At 67.8% G+C, this 18,821-nt stretch carries 20 protein-coding genes; 13 read left to right on the top strand and 7 right to left on the bottom strand.

Going from position 1 to position 18,821, the window contains the following annotated elements:
- Positions 1-246: hypothetical protein (locus AC1Q7H_RS14745; protein ID WP_492378780.1), on the bottom strand; the 246-nt coding region annotated here is incomplete at its 3' end.
- Between the two features lie 136 nt (positions 247-382).
- On the opposite strand from AC1Q7H_RS14745, the gene AC1Q7H_RS14750 reads away from it, so the two are divergent.
- The 5 genes from AC1Q7H_RS14750 (at position 383) to AC1Q7H_RS14770 (ending at position 6,695) form a co-directional block, all read left to right on the top strand.
- Positions 383-2,056 carry an AMP-binding protein gene (locus AC1Q7H_RS14750; protein WP_211980385.1) on the top strand — a complete coding sequence of 558 codons (1,674 nt, stop codon included), beginning with the start codon at positions 383-385 and terminating at the stop codon, positions 2,054-2,056.
- Between the two features lie 40 nt (positions 2,057-2,096).
- Positions 2,097-2,483, top strand: coding sequence for a DUF488 domain-containing protein (locus AC1Q7H_RS14755; RefSeq protein ID WP_153954278.1), 387 nt, complete (start codon positions 2,097-2,099; stop codon positions 2,481-2,483).
- A gap of 57 nt (positions 2,484-2,540) precedes the next feature.
- The gene (locus AC1Q7H_RS14760) at positions 2,541-3,785 is read left to right on the top strand and encodes a nucleoside recognition domain-containing protein (protein ID WP_013958267.1); all 1,245 of its coding nucleotides are present in this window, start codon (positions 2,541-2,543) and stop codon (positions 3,783-3,785) included.
- Positions 3,786-4,186: 401 nt separating this feature from the next.
- Positions 4,187-6,304, top strand: a complete 2,118-nt coding sequence (locus AC1Q7H_RS14765; protein WP_211980387.1) for an FUSC family protein — start codon at positions 4,187-4,189, stop codon at positions 6,302-6,304.
- Between the two features lie 112 nt (positions 6,305-6,416).
- The gene (locus tag AC1Q7H_RS14770; protein WP_013958269.1) at positions 6,417-6,695 is read left to right on the top strand and encodes a DUF1488 family protein; all 279 of its coding nucleotides are present in this window, start codon (positions 6,417-6,419) and stop codon (positions 6,693-6,695) included.
- Between the two features lie 52 nt (positions 6,696-6,747).
- On the opposite strand, the gene AC1Q7H_RS14775 is transcribed toward AC1Q7H_RS14770, so the two are convergent.
- Positions 6,748-7,218 carry a universal stress protein gene (locus AC1Q7H_RS14775; protein WP_114134455.1) on the bottom strand — a complete coding sequence of 157 codons (471 nt, stop codon included), beginning with the start codon at positions 7,216-7,218 and terminating at the stop codon, positions 6,748-6,750.
- A 211-nt stretch (positions 7,219-7,429) separates the two neighbouring features.
- On the opposite strand from AC1Q7H_RS14775, the gene paaA reads away from it, so the two are divergent.
- The 7 genes from paaA (at position 7,430) to AC1Q7H_RS14810 (ending at position 12,963) form a co-directional block, all read left to right on the top strand.
- On the top strand, positions 7,430-8,449 hold the full coding sequence (paaA, locus tag AC1Q7H_RS14780) for a 1,2-phenylacetyl-CoA epoxidase subunit PaaA (protein ID WP_013958271.1): 1,020 nt from the start codon (positions 7,430-7,432) through the stop codon (positions 8,447-8,449).
- Between the two features lie 31 nt (positions 8,450-8,480).
- The gene (paaB, locus tag AC1Q7H_RS14785) at positions 8,481-8,768 is read left to right on the top strand and encodes a 1,2-phenylacetyl-CoA epoxidase subunit PaaB (RefSeq protein ID WP_012354162.1); all 288 of its coding nucleotides are present in this window, start codon (positions 8,481-8,483) and stop codon (positions 8,766-8,768) included.
- Positions 8,769-8,778: 10 nt separating this feature from the next.
- Positions 8,779-9,630, top strand: a complete 852-nt coding sequence (paaC, locus tag AC1Q7H_RS14790; RefSeq protein WP_013958272.1) for a 1,2-phenylacetyl-CoA epoxidase subunit PaaC — start codon at positions 8,779-8,781, stop codon at positions 9,628-9,630.
- Positions 9,631-9,661: 31 nt separating this feature from the next.
- The gene (gene paaD / locus AC1Q7H_RS14795) at positions 9,662-10,222 is read left to right on the top strand and encodes a 1,2-phenylacetyl-CoA epoxidase subunit PaaD (RefSeq protein ID WP_492381416.1); all 561 of its coding nucleotides are present in this window, start codon (positions 9,662-9,664) and stop codon (positions 10,220-10,222) included.
- Between the two features lie 27 nt (positions 10,223-10,249).
- A complete protein-coding gene (paaE, locus tag AC1Q7H_RS14800; protein ID WP_492381417.1) occupies positions 10,250-11,338 on the top strand; it encodes a 1,2-phenylacetyl-CoA epoxidase subunit PaaE in 1,089 nt (362 codons plus the stop codon).
- A gap of 195 nt (positions 11,339-11,533) precedes the next feature.
- The gene (locus tag AC1Q7H_RS14805) at positions 11,534-12,337 is read left to right on the top strand and encodes a DUF1835 domain-containing protein (protein WP_211980389.1); all 804 of its coding nucleotides are present in this window, start codon (positions 11,534-11,536) and stop codon (positions 12,335-12,337) included.
- An 8-nt stretch (positions 12,338-12,345) separates the two neighbouring features.
- Positions 12,346-12,963, top strand: coding sequence for a TetR/AcrR family transcriptional regulator (locus AC1Q7H_RS14810; RefSeq protein WP_013958276.1), 618 nt, complete (start codon positions 12,346-12,348; stop codon positions 12,961-12,963).
- Between the two features lie 27 nt (positions 12,964-12,990).
- On the opposite strand, the gene kefC is transcribed toward AC1Q7H_RS14810, so the two are convergent.
- Together kefC and kefF are read right to left on the bottom strand one after the other, a co-directional pair.
- The gene (gene kefC, locus AC1Q7H_RS14815) at positions 12,991-14,805 is read right to left on the bottom strand and encodes a glutathione-regulated potassium-efflux system protein KefC (RefSeq protein ID WP_153954274.1); all 1,815 of its coding nucleotides are present in this window, start codon (positions 14,803-14,805) and stop codon (positions 12,991-12,993) included.
- On the bottom strand, positions 14,802-15,356 hold the full coding sequence (gene kefF, locus AC1Q7H_RS14820; RefSeq protein WP_013958278.1) for a glutathione-regulated potassium-efflux system oxidoreductase KefF: 555 nt from the start codon (positions 15,354-15,356) through the stop codon (positions 14,802-14,804). Before kefF ends, kefC begins: the two co-directional genes overlap by 4 nt.
- A 331-nt stretch (positions 15,357-15,687) precedes the next feature.
- On the opposite strand from kefF, the gene AC1Q7H_RS14825 reads away from it, so the two are divergent.
- Positions 15,688-16,386, top strand: a complete 699-nt coding sequence (locus AC1Q7H_RS14825) for a GNAT family N-acetyltransferase (RefSeq protein WP_013958279.1) — start codon at positions 15,688-15,690, stop codon at positions 16,384-16,386.
- Positions 16,387-16,475: 89 nt separating this feature from the next.
- On the opposite strand, the gene AC1Q7H_RS14830 is transcribed toward AC1Q7H_RS14825, so the two are convergent.
- From AC1Q7H_RS14830 to AC1Q7H_RS14840, 3 genes are all read right to left on the bottom strand, one after another.
- Positions 16,476-16,970: an Lrp/AsnC family transcriptional regulator gene (locus AC1Q7H_RS14830; RefSeq protein ID WP_010813460.1), complete on the bottom strand. Its 495-nt coding sequence runs from the start codon at positions 16,968-16,970 to the stop codon at positions 16,476-16,478.
- A 404-nt stretch (positions 16,971-17,374) separates the two neighbouring features.
- On the bottom strand, positions 17,375-17,980 hold the full coding sequence (locus AC1Q7H_RS14835; protein ID WP_492381418.1) for an EF-hand domain-containing protein: 606 nt from the start codon (positions 17,978-17,980) through the stop codon (positions 17,375-17,377).
- Between the two features lie 152 nt (positions 17,981-18,132).
- Complete coding sequence (locus tag AC1Q7H_RS14840) at positions 18,133-18,816, bottom strand: type II secretion system protein N (RefSeq protein WP_013958281.1); 684 nt, start codon at positions 18,814-18,816, stop codon at positions 18,133-18,135.
- Positions 18,817-18,821 lie beyond the last annotated feature (5 nt).

Genomic DNA, 18,821 nt, shown 5'->3' on the forward strand with positions numbered 1-18,821 from the left:
TGTCTGCAGCAGAGAAACGAGATTATGCAGAGCTTTCTTCGTTTCGTCAACCGTTTCAGCAACTTTTTTCGCTGCGGTCAGCGCGCTAACTTCGCTGCGCCAACCTATCCGGTCGACCCCGCAACCCGCGCCCCGTCTGCTTTGCAGCGCTGCGTTGTGTTGCGAGGGGGCGAATATTAAGGGACGCAGGACCGACTGGCAAGCGATTTCGCGAAATAATTCGAAGTACTCGAAAAAGCGGCGCATGGGGCGCAAATGTCGCGCTGGTGACAACATTCAGCAACGCCTCGGCTTAAGCTGGCGCCGTGGGCGTTGGCCCAACCCGAAACGCCTTCCTCTATATAGGCGTCGAATGCCAAGCAGAGCAGTTGAAGGAGACAAGATGACCCGACCCGTGACGCCCGGCCTCTCCCTGGTCGCCGGCAGCACCGACATCCCCCTGTCTGATCAGACGATTCCGGCACTGCTGGCGCGCTCGGTCGCCGCAAACCCGGACGGCCCTGCCGTGGTGTTCCGCGAGCATGGCGTGCGCTGGAACTGGGCGGAGTTCAGCGACCAGGTCGATCGCCTGGCCAGCGGCCTGCTCCAGCGCGGCATCCAACCGGGCGACCGCGTCGGCATCTGGGCGCCGAACCGGCCCGAATGGCTGGTGACTCAGTTCGCCACCGCGCGCATCGGCGCCATCCTGGTCAATATCAACCCGGCCTACCGCCAGGCGGAGCTGGAATATGCGCTGAACAAGGCGGGCGTGCGCATGCTGATCACGGCCGCGCGGTTCAAGAGCAGCGACTACCTGGCCACCCTGCAGGCGCTGGCGCCGGAACTGGCCGAGGCCGAGCCGGGTGCGCTGCGCGCCGCACGGCTGCCTCGGCTGCAGTGGGTGGTCCGCATGGGATCCGAGGCGACGCCCGGCATGCTCAATTACGATGCACTCCTGGCCGAACCCGATACTGCGCGCCTGGACGCGGTGACCGCGACGCTCTCCGCGCACGATGCCATCAATATCCAGTTCACCAGCGGCACCACCGGCAACCCCAAGGGCGCCACCCTGACGCATCACAACGTGGTCAACAACGGCCGCTTTGTCGCCATGGCGATGCGCCTTGGCGACAGTGACGTACTGTGCATCCCGGTACCGCTCTATCACTGCTTCGGCATGGTGCTGTCGGTGCTGGCCTGCGTCTCGGTCGGCGCCTGCATGGTGTTCCCGGGCGAGGCCTTCGATCCGCTCGCAACCATGCAGGCGGCCAGCGAGGAACGTTGTACCGCCCTGCATGGCGTGCCGACCATGTTTATCGCCCAGCTGGACCATCCGGAGTTCAGCCGCTTCGACTTCTCGACCCTGCGCACCGGCATCATGGCCGGCGCCCCCTGCCCGATCGAGGTCATGAAGCGCGTGGTGGCCGACATGCATATGTCCGAGGTCACCATTGCCTATGGCATGACCGAAACCAGCCCGGTCTCGTTCCAGAGCGCCACCGACGATCCGCTGGACAAGCGCGTCGCCACCGTCGGGCGGGTGCAGCCGCACCTGGAATGCAAGGTGGTCGACGCCCTCGGCGAGGTCGTGCCGACCGGCGCCACCGGCGAGCTTTGCACCCGCGGCTATTCCGTGATGCAAGGCTACTGGGAAGACGACGAGCGCACCCGCGAGGCCATCCGCGACGGCTGGATGCACACCGGCGACCTCGCCACCATTGACGACAAGGGCTACTGCAACATCGTCGGCCGGGTCAAGGACATGCTGATCCGCGGTGGCGAGAACATTTACCCGCGCGAGATCGAGGAATTCCTGTTCCGCCATCCCAAGGTGCAGGCGGTGCAGGTCTTTGGCGTGCCTGACCAGAAGTACGGCGAGGAGGTCTGCGCCTGGATTGTGCTCAAACCCGGCCAGTCCGCCACCGAGGACGAGATCCGGACGTTCTGCCGTGACCAGATCGCCCACTACAAGATTCCGCGCTATATCCGCTTTGTCTCGGAAATGCCGATGACTGTGACGGGCAAGGTGCAGAAGTTTGTCATGCGCGACACCATGATTCATGATCTGGGACTTTAGCCGGACGCACTCGCGTCGGCAGACATGAGCGGGATCCTCCATGACCATCCGAATCGTAAGACTCGGCGCGCCGCGCGCGGCCGATGAAGGCCTGCGCATCGGCACCGTGCGCCGGCCGCCGCGGGGCGTGCCCAAAACCGAGTTTGCCAGCCGCGATTTCTACGATGTCTGGTATCCCGTGCTGTCGCCATCGCCCGAACTGGTGGCCCAGGCGCTGCAGGCCACCGATGACAAGCAATGGCGGGCGTTCGTGCAGCACTTCCGCAAGGAAATGGCCGCGCCGGACCCCAGCCGCACGCTAGACCTGCTGGCGGCGCTGTCGCACCAGACCAATTTCTCGGTAGGCTGCTACTGCGAGAATGAGGCGCACTGCCACCGCTCGGTCCTGCGCGAGCTGCTGGCCGAACGCGGGGCCGTGATCGGCTGAGCTGCACGCCGTGCCAGGGATCTCCCCGGCTTTGATTCCCCCGCTTCCCGCATTCCGATGGCCCTGAACGTTGTCTGGCTTGGTTTCTTCCTGATTTCCTTTGTCGCCGCCTGCGTCCGCCTGGCCAGCGGCGATCTCACCGTGTTCCCCGCCATGCTGGCGAGCCTGTTCGACAGCGCGCGCACGGCCTTCGAGATCGCGCTCGGCCTGGCCGGGGTGATGAGCCTGTGGCTTGGCATCATGCGCATCGGCGAGCGCGCCGGCGTGGTCGATGCCTTCGCCCGGCTGGTGAACCCGCTGCTGCGCCATTTCTTCCCCGGCGTGCCGCAGGGCCATCCGGCACAGGGGGCGATGATGATGAACGTGTCGGCCAACCTGCTCGGGCTGGACAATGCCGCGACGCCGCTCGGCCTGAATGCCATGCGCGAGCTGCAGACGCTGAACCGGCGCCCGGACGTCGCCACCGATGCGCAGATCATGTTCATCGTGCTGAATACGGCCGGGCTGACGCTGATTCCGACCTCGGTGATCGCGATCCGGCAGGCCATTGCGGTCAAGCAGGGGCTGGTGGGTTTCAATGCGGCCGATATCTTCCTGCCGACGCTGCTGGCCACCGGCGGCTCATGCTTGGCCGGCCTGCTGGCAGTGGCGTGGGTGCAGCGGCTGAACCTGCTGCGCCCGGCCGTGCTGGTGGCGTTCGGGCTGGTCGCGGCGCTGCTGGGCGGGATGTTCGCCTGGCTGCGGCACGCGCCGCCGGAGCAGGTCGGCAGCGTGACGGCACTGGCCGGCGCCGGCTTCATCCTGTCACTGATCACGCTGTTCCTGGTCTGCGGCGCGCTGCGCAGGGTCAATGTCTATGAAGCCTTTATCGATGGCGCCAAGGAAGGCTTTGGCGTCGCCGTGCAAATCATTCCCTACCTGGTGGCGATCCTCGTAGCCATCGGCCTGTTCCGGGCCACCGGCTGCATGGACGTGCTGATGGGCTGGCTGACGCTGGGCTTTGCCCAGCTGGGCGTCAATACGGACTTCGTGCCGGCGCTGCCGGTCGGGCTGATGAAGATCCTGTCCGGCGCCGGCGCGCGCGGGCTGATGGTGGATGTGATGACGACCTATGGGGTGGACTCGTTCCAGGGACGGCTGGCCGCGATCATCCAGGGCTCGACCGAGACCACTTTCTATGTGCTCGCGGTCTACTTCGGCAGCATCAATGTGCGCAATACGCGCCATGCGCTCGGTTGTGCGCTGGTGGCCGATGCTGCCGGGATCGTGTGTGCGGTAGGTGCCGCCTATCTGTTCCGTTAGGACACGGCTCGATCGTTGGAAACCGGAATTTGTTGCATCGATACAACGTCATTGTGCGTATTGTCAGACATTGACACATGACCGCTTGGTGCGTCGCAGCAAACCAGGTATAGTGGAGTCTGTCTCCTCCACCACCTCGGTGGATTCCAACCCACGCACAACCTGCGTGGGTTTTTTTTCGCCTTCGCGCCGGAACGGTCACAACCCCTGTGCACGTTTGCCCCTGCTGGCGCTGCAATCGTGCTTGGGGCCTCGCCACGCGGCTTTCTCGCTCCAACGTGGTGCGGCGAGCCGCTGCTGTGGGCAACAAACCAGTTTTGTTGCAACGCAGCAAACGGTATCGTAGAGTGGTCTCACGACGGGCGCCCGACCTGGCTGGCTCGCGTGGATCCTGGCCCCGCATGTTCGCTTCCGCCCTCCTTGCCCGCTACTGGCCTGACCCCATGCTGCTCCGGCGCGGGATCATCTATGCGCTGTCGTTCCTGGCCCTTGCCGGTATTGGCTGGCTGACCGGGGATGCAGGCTACCTGTGGTCGGCCACGGCCTCGATCTGGGCCTGCCTGGCGGACCGGCAAGGCACGGCGTCGGCACGGCTTTCCAGCCTGGGAGCGGTCGGCATTGGCGGGGCGGTGGCCAGCGCGCTGGGCGCGGCCGTGGCGCCGACGCCCTGGCTGGCCGTGCTGGTGGTGATGGCGGGAGGGCTTGCCGCAGGCCTGGCAGAGACGCGCGGCCCGGCCAGTGCGCTCGCGGCCAAGCTGCTGTATGTCGTGCTGGTGGCCGCGTGCCTGCAGCCTGCGGCCGGGCCTGACCTGGCCGTGCAGGCCCTGCAGAGCGGGCTCGACTTCCTACGCGGCGGCGTGTTCGCGTGCCTAGCTTGCCTGGCGCTGATCCCTTCGGCCCGCGACGACCGGCCGCGCACCGAGATCGTGGCCGCCTACGACGCGCTGGTCCGGCTCGCCACGGCACTCGCCGACACCCGCCACGGCAATGACCTCGCCACCTGCAAGCAGGACATCCGCAACCGCATCGAGGCCGCGCGCCGGGCCATCGAGGCCCGACGCAGCCTGCACGACCCCAGCAGTCTCCTGCACTATGCCTATGCCGTGGGTGTCGCCGACGCCCTGTTTGCGCTGCTTATCGTCGCGGGCGAACTGCGCGAGCGCGCCGGCGCCGCCCAAGGCTTGCCGATGCAGCCGCCGTTGCGTCATATCGCGCGCTGTGTCGCCGACGCCCGGGAGCAAGTCGGCCAGGCACTGGCGCGGCACGCGCCCGACCTGCCGGCGTTGAGCGCGGCGCTGCGCCACGAACTGCGGCGACTGACCGCGCCCGTGGCCAATGCCAGCGCACCGCCCCCCTATCAGTCGGCACTATCCGCCCTGGCGCACCATCCGGACTTCGACCGATGGCGCGCAAGCTTCCGCTGGCCGCGGCGCGGCATCGGGCACGGGCTAGCCCAGATGCTGCGCGGGCTGGCCGACCACGCCGCAGGCGATGCCCTGGTCACGCGCCACGCCCTGCGGCTGGCGCTGGCCGGCAGCCTCAGCCTCGTGCCCGCGCAGTGGTGGCGGCTGGACCACGGCTACTGGGTGGCGGTGACCGTGATCATGGTGCTCAGCCCCCAACTGCAGACCACCCGGCAGGTTTCCGTGAAACGCTTTGCGGGCTCGCTGGCGGGCGCCCTGTGCGCCTGTGTGATTGGCCTGCTCCATCCGGCGCCGGTGGTGGCGCTGGGCATCAGCGCGGCCTTCCTGGCCGGGGCTTATGCCAGCCGCCTCGCCGGGCAGCCCGGGGCATTCGCGTTCTGCCTGACGCCGGCCGTGATCCTGTTCTCATGGGTGGGCGCGCCGGCCGTCGACAGCAGCCACTTTGCCGCGCTGCGCGGCATCGACACCGCGCTCGGCTGCCTGATCGCGCTGGCGACTTACTTTGTGCTGGCACCGCGCGTGGAAATGTCGCGCGTGTTCCGCCATGCCGTCGACGCGGTGGCGGTCAACGCGGTCTACCTGCGTGCCGCCTTCGCCGCCAGCCGCGTGGCTGAGGCCGCGACGCCGCGCGCCGTGCCGCGGCTGGAAGCCTTGCGCATTGCCGCCGGCCGGGCTTCCACCCGCGCCGAACTCACGCTGGCACAGGCCGCCGGCGCGCTCGCACCCGACTATGCCGAGGCCTACCAGCGCGTGCATGCGTGCGCGCGCCGCATGGCCGCGCTGGCCGGCGTGGTGCGAGCCGGGGTGGAGTCGGGCGTTTTCACGCTGCCCGCCGGTGCTGAAGTGCGCATGCTCCTGACGCAACTGGAAGCGCAACTGGCCGAGCTGGCGATGCGGCCGGGCCTGGCAGACACTACCGGCAGCGCCGAGCGCCCCGCGCTACCAGCCGCTGCCGCGCTCGACGCCTTCCTGGCGGAACAGGCCGACTACGCCGCCGCGCATATCGCCGCCGCCCATGCCGCGGTGGCGGACCTGCGCACGCTGGGCGCGGCCGCGCGCAAGCTGCCGGGGCGGCGGCGGGCGCACAGCGGCTGAGCGGAACCAAAAAAGAAGGTTGCCGGACCGGCCAGCGGACTGGCCGGGCTTTACGGAATGCGGCGATGGCCTATATTGATTGAATACGCCCGCCGCCAGCACGAGGCACGCCATGTCCGACATCACGTTCCCTCGCAGCCTCCCGACCTACTGCGCAGCCAGCCTCACGCTGTCCTGCCCTGCGACGGTCAACGGCAGTCCCACCTTGTATTCCGTCACCGCCGAGGCCCTCGAGGCCCATTTCGGCGCGCGTTCGCCGCGCGAGGAAGACCTGGTCGCAGCCTTCACCAGCAACCGCCAGCGCATCGAGCGCCTGGCCGAAAGCCTGTTCGAGCTGACCGAGGCGCGCGAGATCGTGCTGCGCAGCGGCCATTTCCGCTTCGCCGGCTGAATCCCGTCAGTGTCCTGACGCCCCCGATCGGGGGCGTGATTTCATCGGCCATTCAGTCGGCCTTCGCCTCGCCGCGCACCAGCAGCACCGGCATGGTGGACTGCCGCATCACCGCCTCGGCCACGCTGCCCAGTACCAGCCGGCGCACGCCGCGGCGTCCGTGCGTGCCGATCACCAGCAGGTCGGCGCCCCACTGGCGCGCGGCCTCGTTGATCGACGCCCCCATGTCGCCGGGCACCGGCGCTTCGGTCACCAGCCGGGTTTCATGCGCCACACCGGCTGCGGCCAGCCGCTGCGAGGCAGCCTGCAGCGCGCGCTGGCCGCTTTCCTCGAACGCCTTCTGCAGCTGGCTCGGGTCGTAGTACCCGGCATCGAACATGGGCGTGCCGGTGTCCACGACATAGAGGGCCAGCACGGTGGCGCCGCCCGGAGCCGCCACGCGGATGGCTTCGCCCAGCGCCAGGTCGGACGTGCTGCTGCCGTCCACCGCCACCACGATCTTGCTGTATGCCGTGCTAGTCATAGGTATTGCCTCCGTTGACAGGGAAAGGGATGGCGGCGGTAACGCCGCCTGCCTTCGATACTACCCGTGCGGCAGCCGCCACGTGGCGAGCAGGATCAAGCACGGGTCACGGTAGCGGGCTTTCCCTTAAATTGACCGACCGGTCGGCATATATATAATAGGGCCAGTTGCTGTCCGCGATCCGAGCGGCATTCCCGCCAGAGGAGACAATATGTACACGCAGAGTCTTGACCTGCCCGGCCAGCACGCCGATGCGGCGCAGGCCAGCGCGCCCCAGGACGAAGCCGCCTGCCAGGCCGCGTTCGACGCCTGCATGGCCGCCGACGGCAAGATCGAGCCGCAGGACTGGATGCCGCAGGCCTACCGCAAGACCCTGGTGCGCCAGATCTCGCAGCATGCGCACTCGGAGATCGTCGGCATGCTGCCGGAGGGCAACTGGATCAGCCGGGCCCCGTCGCTCAAGCGCAAGGCCATCCTGTTGGCCAAGGTGCAGGATGAAGGCGGCCATGGGCTCTACCTGTATTCCGCCGCCGAGACGCTGGACGCCTCGCGCGATGACCTGGTCGACGCGCTGCACAGCGGCAAGGCCAAGTATTCGTCGATCTTCAACTACCCGACGCTGACCTGGGCCGACGTGGGCGTGATCGGCTGGCTGGTCGACGGCGCGGCGATCATGAACCAGATCCCGCTGTGCCGCTGCTCGTACGGCCCGTATGCACGCGCCATGATCCGCATCTGCAAGGAAGAGTCATTCCACCAGCGCCAGGGCTTCGACGCGCTGCTGGCGATGATGCGCGGCACCGAGGCCCAGCGCGAGATGGTGCAGGATGCGGTCAACCGCTGGTGGTTCCCGGTGCTGATGATGTTCGGCCCGCCCGACGCTGCCTCGACCAACAGCGCGCAGACCATGGCCTGGGGCATCAAGCGCATCTCCAACGACGACCTGCGCCAGAAGTTTGTCGATGCCACGGTCGAGCAGGCCCGCGTGCTGGGCGTGACCCTGCCCGACCCCGGCCTGCAATGGAATGCCGAGCGCGGCCACTATGACTACAGCCCGCTGGACTGGGATGAGTTCTGGCGCGTGATCAACGGCGACGGACCCTGCAACCGCGAGCGCCTGGCCACCCGCGTGAAAGCGCATGAGGACGGCGCCTGGGTGCGCGAGGCCGCGCTGGCGCACGCCGCCAAGGTGGCCGAACGCGAAGCCCGCGCAAGCCGCGCCGCGGCCTGAACCCCGCGCCCGAGGGCGGAGGAGACAAACGATGCAACGCAAGGAATGGCCGCTGTGGGAAGTGTTCGTACGCAGCAAGCAAGGCCTGGAACACAAGCATTGCGGCAGCCTGCACGCCGCCGATGCGCAGCAGGCGCTGCACATGGCGCGCGACGTCTATACGCGGCGCCAGGAAGGCGTGTCGATCTGGGTGGTGCCGTCCGCGGCCATCACCGCGAGCGTACCCGAGGAAAAACCGGAGCTGTTCGACCCGATGGCCGACAAGATCTACCGGCACCCGACGTTCTACCAGCTGCCCGACGAAGTCAACCACATGTAAGGCCCGCACCATGACCGCGTCCCCACAGCCGACTGTGCCCGCCTCGCTCGACCACCTGCCGCCGGCGCGCACCGCGGCCTTGCGCTACGTGCTGCGCCTGGCCGACAACGCCCTGGTCCTGGGCCAGCGCAACGCCGAATGGTGTGGCCACGGCCCCGTGCTTGAAGAGGACATCGCACTGGCCAACATCAGCCTGGACCTGATCGGCCAGGCGCGGCTGCTGTACGGCCGCGCCGGCGAGTTGGAAGGCGAGTTGACCGGCCTGCCCCACCATGAGGACGACTACGCCTACTGGCGCGCCGAGCGCGACTTCCGCAACTGGACACTGCTGGAGTTGCCGCACCGCGGCCCGCTGGCCGGCAACGCCGCCGCCGAGCGCGACTACGCCGTCACCATCATGCGCAACTTCCTGTACAGCGCGCTGATGGTCGAGCTTTGGGAAGCCTTGCTGGCCAGCCGCGATGACCAACTGGCCGCGATCGCCGCCAAGTCGGTCAAGGAAGCGCGTTACCACCTGCACCACGCGGCTGGCTGGGTAGTGCGCCTGGGCGACGGCACCGAGGCATCGCACGCGCGCATGCAGCGCGCGCTGGAACACCTGCTGCCCTATATGAACGAGTGCTTTGCCGAAGACGCGGTGGAAGCCGAGGCCGCCGCGCAGGGCATCGGCGTCATCACGGCCACGCTGCGCCCCGCCTGGGATGCCACCGTCGCCGAGACGCTGCAGGCTGCCACGCTAACCCTGCCCCAGGCCACGCGCTTTGTCTCGACCGGGAAGCACGGCGTGCACTCCGAACACATGAGCTACCTGCTGGGCGAGATGCAGGGGCTGGCGCGGGCCCATCCGGGCGCGCAATGGTAAGCGCCCGCTTCGCCGCAAAGGATTGACCAACATGACCATGGCCGCCCTCCCCCTACGCAACGACCGCGCCATCGATGGCCGCATCGCGCGTGCATGGGCGGCGCTGGAGGCGGTGCCAGACCCGGAGATCCCGGTGGTGTCGATCCGCGACCTGGGCATCTTGCGCGATGTCCTGACCGGCGCCGACGGCGCGCTTGAGATCGTCATCACGCCCACCTACTCCGGCTGCCCGGCGATGTCGCAGATCGCCGAGGACATCGGCCGGGCGCTGGACGGCGCAGGGCTGGCGCCGTGGCGCATCCGCACCGTGCTGGCGCCGGCCTGGACCACCGACTGGATCACCCCGGCCGCGCGCGAGCGCCTGCGCGCCTTCGGCATTGCGCCGCCGGGCCAGTGCGGCATGCCGGCCGAGGCGCAGCCGCTGCGCTTTGTGCCTAGCGCCGCCCGCGCGGGCGCACCGGATGTCGTGGCCTGCCCGCGCTGCGGCAGCGTGCATACGCAGGAAATCTCGCGCTTTGCCTCGACCGCCTGCAAGGCGCTGTACCGGTGCCTGGACTGCCGCGAGCCGTTCGACTATTTCAAACCCTACTGAGCCCCGCCGGGCCGAAGCCAGGCTGCCATGACTCCACAGTTCCATCCGCTGCGCGTGGCGAAGGTGCGCCCCGAGACCGCCGACACCATATCGATCGCCTTCGAGGTGCCGGACACGCTGCGCGATGCCTACCGCTTCACCCAGGGCCAGTTCCTGACGCTGAGGGCGCCGGTCGACGGCAAGGACCTGCGCCGCTCCTACTCGATCTGCTCGGCCGTGCAGGACTACGACGCGCACGGCGAGTTGCGCGTGGCGGTCAAGCTGGTCGAGGACGGACTCTTTTCCACGCACCTGCATGACTCCATCGCCCCGGGCCAGGTGATCGACGTGATGACCCCCGACGGGCGCTTCCACGTGCCGCTCGATGCTGGCGCGGCGCACCACTACGTGGCCTTTGCCGCCGGCAGCGGCATCACGCCGGTGCTGTCGCTCGTCCGCACCACGCTGCTGGCCGAGCCGCACAGCCGCTTCACGCTGGTCTATGGCAACCGCAACGTCGACAGCATCATCTTCTCCGAGGCGCTGGAAGACCTGAAAAACCAGTATCTGGCGCGCTTCACGCTCTACCACGTGCTGTCGCGCCAGCCGCAGGAGGTGGACCTGCTGCACGGCCGGCTCGACCATGCCCGCGTGACGGCCTTCCTGCAGACCCTGATCCCGGTGGAAGACATCGACGCGGCCTTTGTCTGCGGGCCGGCCTCGATGATCGACGAGGCCGAGGCGGCGCTGCGCGATGCGGGCCTCGACCCGCACCGCATCCACGCCGAGCGCTTCGGCGTGCCGCTGGCCCAGGCCAGGCGCAAGCCGCCCCCCGCGCACGCCGACCATGCCGGCACCGCCGAACTGGTGGTGGTGCTCGACGGCAAGCAGCACAGCATGCGCCTGCCGCTGGAAGACGCCAACGTGCTCGACACCGCGCTGGCCGCCGGGCTGGACCTGCCCTACGCCTGCAAGGGCGGCGTCTGTTGTACCTGCCGCGCCAAGGTGCTGGAAGGCCAGGTGGAAATGGAAAAGAACTACACGCTCGAGCCGTGGGAGATGGAAAAGGGCTTCGTGCTCACCTGCCAGGCGCGGGCGCTCACGCCGCGGGTAGTGGTCAGCTACGACGAACGCTGATCCGGGCACGCCGGCGCGTGCGTATTCAGACAATTGCCGACATTGGCCAGCACGGGCCGTGACTACAATGGCGGCAGGCGGCTTCCTGCTGGCGCGATGCTTGCAGGGCAGCGACCGGGCGGGCGGCGACCCCGCCTGTCGCATCGCCGCCGCGGCGGTGCCAGCGAACCGTCCCACCCATATACAATCACGGCCATGCAATATATCCACGTCGTCAATGGTGATGTAGCAGGCACGACCCTGCGCCAGGCCCTGGCCCAGGCTGCACGGCCGGACCCTGTCGTGGTGCTGCGCGACGACCTGGCGGTGGGACCGCTGGCCGACATCGACAGCACCGGCCTGATCCGCTCCGGCTTCTGGCAGCGGGTCGCCCCGCATACCGACATCGATTTCGGCGCCGAGATGCGCCAGGCGCTGGACCAGCTCCAGGCGCTGCGCCAGGACGACATGGAAGTGGCCATCTGGCACGGCCAGAGCGCGGCCGACCAGCTGATGCTGCGCCGGGTGGTATTCCACCTGTACCAGGCGCCGCAGCGGATCAATGAAGTCGCCATGGACCTGCGCGAGCTGGAAATGCCCGCGCAGGGCAACCTGGCGGCGATCGGCATGTACACGCCCGCGCGGCTGGCGCGGCGCTTTTCCACCATCGCCCCGGTCTCGGTGCTGCGCCTGGGCCGCCTCGGCTACGAGTGGCAGCAGAACGTCAAGGAAAACGCCGACGTGCGGCTCTGGAAGGGCAACACGCTGGTACCGGCGGCCTATCACACCATCGACGAGATCATCATGGAACGCGCCCCGTCCGAGTGGACGCCCGCGGCGCAGGTGGTGGGCAGCGTGATGGGCGCGATCGAAGGTCTGCTGGCCAGCGACTGGTTCGTGTTCTGGCGCTGCCGCGAGCTGATCGCCATGGGCCAGCTGGTGCTGCGCGGCAATGCTGACTCGCTCGATACCTGCGAACTGCGCCGCCATGTCGGCAGCGGTGGCACCGGCGGCGAATAAACGAGAATATGGCCCGTACCAAGGCACCCGATTTCGAGGCGCAGCGCGAGCAGATCCTGGACCTGGCCGCCGCCGCCTTTGCCAACAGCAGCTACCCCAGCACCTCGATGGCCGACCTGGCCGCCGCCTGCGGCACCTCCAAGGCGCGGCTGTACCACTATTACGAGAGCAAGGAAGCGATCCTGTTCGACCTGCTGGACCGCTACACGCGCCGGCTGATGCTGCTAGTCACTGAAGTGGAGGCCGACGCCGAGCGCCACGCGCGCACCGACAAGGAAGCCTTCGGCAACCTGATACGTGCCTTCCTGGCGGAGTACGAGACCTCGCAGACGCGCCATATCGCGCTGATCAACGACGTCAAGTTCCTGGCCGAGACCCAGCGCGACCTGATCTTGGGCCGCGAGCGCGACGTGGTCGCGGCCTTCTCGCGCCTGCTGCGCCGGGCCTACCCGGAGCGCGTCACGCGCGAGAACCAGACCGCGCTGACCATGACCATCTTTGGCATGATCAACTGGACCTTCACCTGGCTCAAGCCGGGCGGCCGGCTGTCCTATGCAGCGTTTGCCGAGATGGTGGTCGACCTGCTCGAAGGCGGCCTGCCCGGCCGGGCCGCGGCCGCGCGCTGACGCGGCGCTGGCCCGTCGCCCTGCCACTTACATCCACTCGGCCTCTTCGCGCTGGCGCCGCTGCTCGCGGTCCTGGCGGAACATCTCTTCCAGTTCGTCGCGCGCCTGGCGCGCCAGCGAGACCAGCTTCTTCTGGTCGGTGTAGTGCGGATAGAAGCGGTCGATCGCCTGGATGTTGTGGCGCCGGAAACGCAGTGCCACGTTGCGGGCCTCGGCCGGATCGAAGCCCAGCCCCTCCAGCACGCGGCGCCCCAGCATCAGCGAGCCCTCGAACATCTCGCGCTCGAACAGGTGCACGCCGCGGTCCTTGAGCTGGTAGACATGCGACACATGGCGCGCCCGGGCGTAGATCTGCAGTTCCGGAAAGCGCTGGCGCACGCGGTCGATCAGTTCCAGGCCCTCGTCCATGCCGTCGATGGCGACCACCAGGATGCGCGCGTCGGCAATGCCCGCGGCCTCCAGCAGGTCCAGCCGGGTGGCGTCGCCATAGAAGACCTTGAAGCCGTACTGGCGCAGGAACTCGATCTGGTCGGGGTCGTGGTCCAGCACTGTCACGCCCACGCCCTGGGTGTACAGCAGGCGGCCGACGATCTGGCCGAAGCGCCCGAAGCCGGCGATCAGCACCGGATTGTGCTGCGGCGTGATGGCCTCGTCCGGCCGGGCCTTGCCGCTGCCCAGGCGCGGCGCTACCAGCCGGTCATAGGCCAGCAGCAGCAAGGGCGTGGCCACCATCGACAGCGCCACCACCAGCACCAGCAGGGCCTCGGTCTCGCGCGGCAGCAGGCCGGCGGTGCCGGCCACGCCGAACACCACGAAGGCGAACTCACCGCCCTGCGAGATCAGCAGCGCAAACAGCAGCCGCTGGCCGCGAGCGATGGCGAAATACCGCGCCAGCAGCGCCAGCAACGCGGTCTTGGCAACCACGAAGGCGGCCACCAGACCCAGCACCAGCCAGGGCGAGCGCGCCAGCACGGCAAAGTCGATCGACATGCCGACGGCCATGAAGAACAGGCCCAGCAGCAGGCCCTTGAACGGCTCCAGGTCGGCCTCGAGCGCGTGGCGGTATTCCGAATCGGCCAGCAGCACGCCGGCCAGGAAGGTGCCCAGCGCCATCGACAAGCCCACCGCGTCCATCATCAACGCAATGCCCACCACCAGCAGCAGCGCAAACGCGGTGAACATCTCGCGCATGTCGGTGCGGGCGATAAAGCGCAGCGCCGGGCGCACCAGATAACGGCCGCCGACCACCACCGCACCGATCACCGCCACCGCCTTGCCTGCCGCCAGCCAGCCGGCCGCGCCCGGACCCGCGCCTTCTGCGCCCTGCGTGGCCAGCAGCGGCAACAGCGCGATCATCGGGATCGCGGCGATGTCCTGGAACAGCAGGATGCCGAAGCTCGCCGCCCCCGCCGGCGTGCCGAAGAGGTTGCGCTCGGTCAGTGTCGCCAGCGCGATCGCGGTGGACGACAACGCCAGCCCCAGGCCCGCCACCAGCGCCACCTGCCACGGCGCGCCCGCCAGCGCCGCCACCGCGCCAATCACCAGCGCGCAGGCGGCCAGCTGCGCGCCGCCATAGCCAAATATGCTCCGCCGCAGTGCCCACAGCTTGCGCGGCTCCAACTCCAGGCCGATGACGAACATCATCAGCACCACGCCGAACTCGGAGAAATGCAGGATCGATTCGACATTGGTCACCAGGCGCAACGCAAACGGCCCGATCGCCGCCCCCGCCAGCAGGTAGCCCAGCACCGCGCCCAGGCCGCCGCGCCGCGCCAGCGGCACCGCCACCACCGCCGCTACCAAGAACACCAGCAGCGCAATCAGGAAATCGTGCTGGTTCATGCCTGCCTCCCCGCCGGCGCGGTGCCGGTGCCCAGCCGCCCGCAGACGTGGGCGATATGCTCGGCCAGCGCCTGGGCGTCGGCATTGTTGGCGTCGTGCAGCACCACCGGCGGCAGCCAGTTCATGCCGCACAGCAAGGCGGTCTGCTCCAGCGGCAACAGGAAGTCCCCGATCGGGTGGCCATGGGTGCCGTCCGGCCCGTAGGAATCGGCTGTGCCGCCGGTGCTCACCACCGCCAGCAAGGACTTGCCACGCAGCGCGGTGCCGCCGGGGCCATAGGCCCAGCCTGGCTCCAGCACCTCATCGAGCCACAGCTTGAGCAGCGCCGGCACGCTGTACCAGCGCACCGGGAACTGCAGCACGACGGTGTCAGAGACCGACAGCACGCGCTGCTCGGCGACGACGTCGATGTCATAGTCGACATAGCTGCGGTAGAGATCGCGTACCTGTACCTGCGACAGCGCGGCCAGGGCATCGGCCAGGGGCCGGTTGACGCGCGAACGGCTGGGCGTGGGATGCGCGTAGATCACAACGATTGGGGGCTCGGTCATCAAAGGCGATCGGCTGGGCAAGGAAAGCAGACGAACCTGCGGGAAAGCGCGGAATTGTGGCGTTGCACCAAATCCACATCCGGCGTCCGGCAACAATTCATCACATTTTTTCAAGCTATTGATTTTATTCGATTTTTAATGGTGCTGCGGCGAGACAACGGCCTGCTGCGGCGCGGGAAGCTTACGCCGAACTGACAATTCCACTACAATACTTTTGGCTCCGCATCAAGATGGTGTTTCCCCGAGTCCTGCACCGATGCAGGGAAAAGTGCCTGAAAAAACACCAACGCAGTGCTATGTTTATCTGTGACCGCACCAGGAAGGAATTAACGTGAATCCGCTCGAACTGAGCAAGGCCGTCGGCGCACTGACCGACGAAGATCTGCGCAAGGCAGCCGAAGCCGCACAGGCCACCCACCGCGCCACCGTACTGGTGCGCGAGCTGGCGGCCCACCATCGCTCGCGCCTGCTGAAGCATTTCCTCGCCCTGGGCGAGGAGGATCGCCTGCTCCGTTTTGGCCAGTCCGTGGGCGACCACGTGATCGAAGCCTATGTCGACAGCATCGATTTCGACCATGACAGCGTGTTCGGCGTGTACGACGACAAGCTCGAGCTGATCGGGGTGGGCCACTTCGCCAACCTGCGCGACAACGCCCAGGGCCGCGTGGCGGAGTTCGGCGTGTCGGTGTCGGGCAGCGCCCGCGGTCGCGGCATCGGCAGCGCGCTGTTCGAGCGTGCCGCGATCCATGGCCGCAACACCAATGTGCGCACGCTGTACATGCACTGCCTGTCGCGCAACGCAGCGATGATGCACATTGCCAAGAAGGCCGGCATGAAGGTCCAGTACGCCTATGGCGAGGCCGATGCCTACCTGGAACTGCCGCCGGCCGACACCGCCAGCCGCCTGACTGAAGCGCTGGACGAGCAGCTCGCCGACCTGGACTACGCGGTGCGCCGCAACCTGCGTGACGCGCGCCGCTTCGGGCTGCGCTTCTGGCGCACCATGATGCCGCAGAAGCACACCGCCTGAGCTCCGCGGGGTCCGCTTATTGCGGATTCCACGCCAACGGCGCATCGCATCGATGCGCCGTTTTTGTTTGCGGCCTCAGGTTTGCCGCATCAGGCCGCGCCACCCACCGGCAGCGCCGTGGTGTCCTTGATGCTTTCCAGCGCAAAGCTGGAGCGCACGTCGATCACCGACGGATGCGCCAGCAGCTGTTCCTGCATGAAGCGCGCGAAGTGCTCCATGTCTTCCACGTAGACCTTGAGCAGCAGGTCCATTTCGCCGGTCATGGCGTGGCACGCGGCCACCTCCGGCCAGACCGCGATCGAGGCGCGGAACAGGTCCAGCGGTGCCTTGCCCTTGGGCGCGCCGCCATGCTTTTCCAGCCGGACATTGATATAGGCCAGCAGGCCAAGTCCGATCTTGTTGGGCTCCAGCAGCGCTGCGTACTGCCGGATCACGCCGATCTCCTCCAGCCGCCGGATGCGGCGCAGGCAGGGGCTGGGCGACAGGTTGACGCGCTCGGCCACTTCCAGGTTGGTCAACCGGCCGTTGGTCTGCAGCACTTCCAGGATCTTCCGGTCGATCTTGTCCAACTCCACCTTGCTCACGATATTGTTGCTCCGCAATATGTTTATTGGCAATTTTTTTGCGCAAATTTAGCAAGCCGTGCACAAGTACGCAATTTTTTGTGCAATTACGTCCGATACAGGGCCGCTTCTGATGAGCTGACAGCCTTATCGGTCACTCGCGCGGCAGCCGGTCGGGCTGGGCAAACCTGTGCGGTGGCGCCTCCGCGAATCGCGGCCGCGCCCCGCCGGCCGGAAGCAGGCAAGGATGGTGCCAAGCCCGGCAAACAGGGAAGCGGCATTCTACGGGCGTTTGCGAGCGAGGTCAGATTCTTCCTGGTGCACGAACAAGGCGGACAGGCAAAGAAAAAGCGCGCGAACCCTAAGGCTCGCGCGCTTGGTGGCGTCGCTGGCAGTGTCCGCTGGCGCGGCCCTGCCAGGGCCGGTCAGCCGCCGCTGGTAGACGGAGAGCCCGGTGCCGCGGGTGCCGGCTGGCTGCCCGGAGCCCCCTGGCCACGCGGGCCGCGGTCGCCGCGCTGCGAGTGCTCGCGGTGCATCTTTTCCATGCCGGCGCGGATTTCGTCGCGGGTCAGCTTGCCGTCGTGGTTGGCGTCGAGCTGGTCGAAGCGCTTGGCCAGGCGCGGCATGCCGGCATTGGCCTCAGCCTTGGTCAGCGCGCCGTCGCCGTTCTTGTCGGCCGCCTTGAACTTCTCGTCGAAGGCTGCCTGCATGCGCGCATGATGCTCGGCCATGGCGGCCTTGCGGTGCGCATCCATCTCGGCCTTGTCGATCTTGCCGTCGTGGTTGGTGTCGAGCTTGTTGAACCAGGCGTCGGCTTCCGCCTTGGAGATCGCGCCATCGCCGTCGGTATCGATCGACTTCATCCACATGCCGCCACCGTGGTGGTGATGCTGACCCATGCCGGGCTTGCCGGCCGGCGCAGCGGGTGCGGCAGGGGCGCTGGCCTGGGCAAATGCGCCACCGGCGACCAGGAGGGCGGCCGATGCGGCCAGGAACTGCTTCAGGATCTGCGGCTTGCGATTGCGTTGCATGTCTTGCTCCTTTTCATCACGTTTGGCATGTACGGATTAGAACGCAGACGATGCGGGGAAGTTGGCGCTTTTAATACGATGTTACCCGGCTCACAGAAAGGCCCGCGCGCCGTAAGGGAACGCAAGCAAGCGCGAATATTTGGTGCCCTGTATCAGTCCTTCGGCGCCAGCTGGTCTTCGCCGGCCGCCTGCGGTGCCATCAACGGCTGGTACTGGCGCGGATCGACCGGTTGCGGCTGCGGTTGCGCGGGCTGGGCCTGCTGCGCAGGCGCCTGGCCTTGCGGCTGCTGGCTCACGACCGGCGCCGGGGGCGGCATCGGCGTTGCCATCGGTGCCGCGGCGCCGGCGGGCGGCGTGGGCAAGGCACCGGCCGCTGCCGGTGCGCCGCGCGTGGCGCCGGCCTGCAGCGGCAGCACGATTTCCTGGCGCACGCCGCCGCGCTCGATCACCACCGCACGCTGGCGGATCTCCGCCAGCCGGATCTGCGGCGACAGCTCGGCGCCGGCGCGCACCGCCTTGGGCGGGCCGCCATCGATCGACACGATTGCCGCGCCCGCGCCGCCATCCACCTCGGCCACTACGCCGATCAGCTGCACGTCGCGCGGGCCGCCCTGCGCCGAGCCGCCAAACAGCGTCGCGACCGCGCCGGTCTCGACCGCCTCGGTCTGGGCTACGCGCGCGTTCTGCGGCACCGGGATGGTACGCATCGCGCTGAAGGTCAGCACCCAGTAGGTGGCAAGCGCACATAGCGCTATGAACAACACCAGGCTGGCCAGGCGCGACAGCCAGGGCGCGGAGGCATCGAAGCGGAGCGAAGGCCGGAGGGACAGTTGCATGGGAT

The organism is Cupriavidus sp. GW823-FHT06D04 (assembly GCF_058795055.1).